This window comes from Novosphingobium sp., from assembly GCF_036733805.1.
In the GTDB taxonomy this organism is placed as follows: domain Bacteria; phylum Pseudomonadota; class Alphaproteobacteria; order Sphingomonadales; family Sphingomonadaceae; genus Novosphingobium.
Window position 1 is genome coordinate 1 of sequence record NZ_DAIMZT010000123.1, and the last position, 3,120, is coordinate 3,120.

At 63.0% G+C, this 3,120-nt stretch carries 3 protein-coding genes; all 3 read right to left on the reverse strand.

Annotation, left to right across the window (positions count from 1 at the left end; translation table 11 throughout):
- Nucleotides 1–7 precede the first annotated feature (7 nt).
- The 3 genes from virB11 to virB9 are packed head-to-tail and all read right to left on the reverse strand — an operon-like array spanning nucleotide 8 to nucleotide 3,044.
- A complete protein-coding gene (gene virB11, locus V7D69_RS15640) occupies nucleotides 8–1,039 on the reverse strand; it encodes a P-type DNA transfer ATPase VirB11 (RefSeq protein ID WP_333606285.1) in 1,032 nt (343 codons plus the stop codon).
- Nucleotides 1,036–2,181 carry a type IV secretion system protein VirB10 gene (gene virB10, locus V7D69_RS15645; protein ID WP_333606286.1) on the reverse strand — a complete coding sequence of 382 codons (1,146 nt, stop codon included), beginning with the start codon at nucleotides 2,179–2,181 and terminating at the stop codon, nucleotides 1,036–1,038. The genes virB11 and virB10 overlap by 4 nt, the downstream gene beginning before the upstream one ends.
- A gap of 11 nt (nucleotides 2,182–2,192) precedes the next feature.
- The gene (gene virB9, locus V7D69_RS15650) at nucleotides 2,193–3,044 is read right to left on the reverse strand and encodes a P-type conjugative transfer protein VirB9 (protein WP_333606287.1); all 852 of its coding nucleotides are present in this window, start codon (nucleotides 3,042–3,044) and stop codon (nucleotides 2,193–2,195) included.
- Nucleotides 3,045–3,120: the final 76 nt, after the last annotated feature.

Sequence of the window (3,120 nt, forward strand, 5' to 3'; positions counted from 1 at the left end):
CGCTGCCTTAACGGGCGTGGTCGCGTTTGCGAGCGGGGTCATAGTAGATTTCCGAGATACGGTAGCGGCCGTCGCGCTTCTGCATCTGGACGACGACGTCGACCAGATGCAGCAAGAGCGAGCGGATATCGTCGCGATGGAGGTCCCGACCCTCCGCGCTCTCCTTGACCAGCAAGGTCATTTGTTCAAAGGCAAGGCGGGCGCTGTCTGCGTGAACCGTTGTGATCGATCCCGGGTGCCCCGAATTGACGTTCCTGAGATAAAAGAAGGCGGTGCCGTCGCGCAGCTCCTGCAGCAAGATGCGGTCGGGCCGCATGCGCAAGGACGATTCCAGCAGTTCGCGGGGGCCGATTTTGGCCACACCTTGCCCATCCTTGGCATAGAGCAGCCGGACGCAATTTTGATGCGGGATGACGAGCTCGGTGGTGTCTTCAATGGTGATGAGCCGTTCATGCGCCGGGATCGCCGCAATCAGCGCCTTGGACAGAGTGGTCTTGCCCGAACCAGTCGCCCCCGAGATCAGGATATTGCGACGGGTGCGCACCGCAAGCTCAAGGAACTCGCGCCAGCGGCCGGCGTCTTTCAGCGCGAGCAGTCGATGCTCATCGGTGGCCAGCTCGTCTCCCGCAGAGCGGACCTCATCAAACAGTTTTGCCCGCGCCAAAGCGTCCAGATTCATGTTCAGTGTCGAGGGCTTGCGGATCGTCAGGCTGACCATGCCGGTCGGGACCGCTGGTGGCACCACGATCTGACAGCGCTCCTCGCCGATCAGGCTGGTCGATACCACCGGGTGTTCCGGGCCGATGTCCTGGCGGGTGTGACCGGCGGCTGCGGTCGCAAGGTGCGAGAGGTAGGCATGCGTGAGGGTTGGCGCTGCGTGCCGGATCCAACCGTCAGATCCTTCCACGAGAATCTCGCCGGGACGGTTGACGACGATTTCGGTGAGGGTGTTGTCCGCCAGGTATGGCGCAAGCGGCTCGAGGTAGCGCGCCAGCACCAGGCGACCGCCATCGTGATTGACCGATGCGCCTGTGCTCATTTCGTCACCACGGCTGGCCCGACAAGGCCTCCGGGGAGGGTGCGGTCGAGAATCTGGGTGCGACTTTCGATCCGCCTGAGTTGGTAGACCGACGAGAAATCGAGGTCGCGCGCGACAAAGATATTCACGAGCTCGCCCTGGTTCTTGCTCAGCGTCGGCGGGATGTGGATTGACTGCTCGACGGCGATGCCGGCGGCGGTGTTGCTCGCCCCAGCAGTGTTGTTGATCTGGATCGAGCCGTCTTGCAGTTGCTGGCGCCCGATCGAGGAGGCGTCGCTGACGATCGACAGTAACAGCGCTGATCCGAAGCGCTCCCAGAAATGCGTGTCAATATCGCCGTCGAACCCGGCGCGGCCGAGCGCATCCGTGGCAGGCGACGCTAGGGCCGCGATGACACCAGTTGGTGTCTTGGCACGGCTCCACAGAACAAACATGCGTTTTGAGCCTCGCCGCATATTGCCGCGATATTCGCCGACAATTTGCGTGCCCTTTTCCATGAGCACCACGTTGCCGGAATCCGACATCACGTCGCGCAGCACAACGCAGGAGACAAAACCCGCCACATCCGATGACATCGCGGTCTCCAGCACGCACGGAATGGAGGTGCCCTGGGTAACCAGAAGATTGCGATTGGGAAGCCGCGCCGCGCGTACCCCCTCGATCGGCGTGGGCTTCAGCTTTTCGGCAAGCTCGTTGCGTGGCCCGGCCTGCCCAAAACCATAGGGATCGGCGGGAATACTTCCGGTCATGCCGTCGCGGGGCGGGCGCCCCGATGCGATCGGCCGGTTATACGCCAGCACTGGTGCACGACGCGCGCTTTCGAGCATCTGGTCGGGTGCGGGCGTGGGTGCCGCTGGTGCGGCTGAGATTGGCGCGACCGGAATGGAGGCCGTCGTGATCGGTGCGGCCGGCGCTTCCTGGGCGGGCTCGAAGGCCGCGGCCTGGCGGATCATGAGTTTGCGGGTGGAATCGCTGACCGGCTTATCGCTTTTCCAGGTGCCCCAGATGATCAGGAACGCGAAGGCCGTGAGCGCGAGCGCGCCGAAGCCGCGCTTGAGCATCGCCGCTCGACCAATGTCCCCTCCCCCCACTGGGGTGATGCCACGGTCGCCGGCAAGCGCCTCATTCTCAAGTTCTGTCATGTTGCGCTTGCCTATCGTGCCTTAAGCGTTGGAGATGATTTCTTCGCCCGCCGCTCGATCGAGGGACTTGTGGTGTTGGTGCCGGGATTGATCCCGACCGCATCGAATGCCTCGTTGAAGATGCAAAGCACGTTGTCGCCCTTGCGCAGTCGAAACTCGCGGGCCGTGGCGTGGACCACTACGAGCTCACCGCGGACATCCTTGGGCACCAGACTTTCGGAGCCGTCCGAGTTGATCAGATAGATCGCCGGAATCTCGCGATTGCCGGCGAAGCGGAACGTGGTTTCCTTGCCGTCGTCGAACACGGCTTCGGGTTCGAGGTCGATCGACCCCTGGGCCGAAAAGCGCCAGTTGCGCGCGCCGTAGGCATGATGCAGGTCAAACGTCTGCTCGATCAGGGCGCCTTCCCGCTCGGACCCCCGGGCAGCAGCCTCAATGCGCCGACGCTCAATCTCGTCCCCGGGGTAGGCGAAGCGGACAATGAAGTAGCTGTCAGCCAACGTGGTCTCGGCGATCGAAAGCTCGAACTGATAGGAGCGCTTGCGCCCGTCCGGGCGGGTGGTGACGACCTGCAGATTGGTCGGCGGATGTTTTTCGCGAGGCTTGAGGAACAGGATCGAACCCGCCGGTGCGACCTCCCATGCGATCGCGTCACCGATCGCGACATGGGCGATCTCCTCGTCATCCGCAAACACCACCTGGGTCGAGGCGCGAATAACGCCATTAAGGCGGACCACATTGGCGGCGTCGTAGGTCACCGTGCGCACACGAGCATCGCGTTGACCCGGTGCGGGCTGCTGCAGCGCCGACACAGGTCCAGCAAATCCGAGGGCCAAAGTCATCAAAAGCGCGACACGTTTCATGGCACGACCTCCGGATCGGCGCGATATTCCGAAACCAGAAAGCCGAGCGGATTGATCAGACGGTCGGCCGATGACA

Excerpts from the sequence above, each read along its gene's own strand:
- virB11 (WP_333606285.1), bottom strand. The coding sequence starts at position 1,039 with ATGAGCACAGGCGCATCGGTCAATCACGATGGCGGTCGCCTGGTGCTG.
- virB10 (WP_333606286.1), bottom strand. The coding sequence starts at position 2,181 with ATGACAGAACTTGAGAATGAGGCGCTTGCCGGCGACCGTGGCATCACC.
- virB9 (WP_333606287.1), bottom strand. The coding sequence starts at position 3,044 with ATGAAACGTGTCGCGCTTTTGATGACTTTGGCCCTCGGATTTGCTGGA.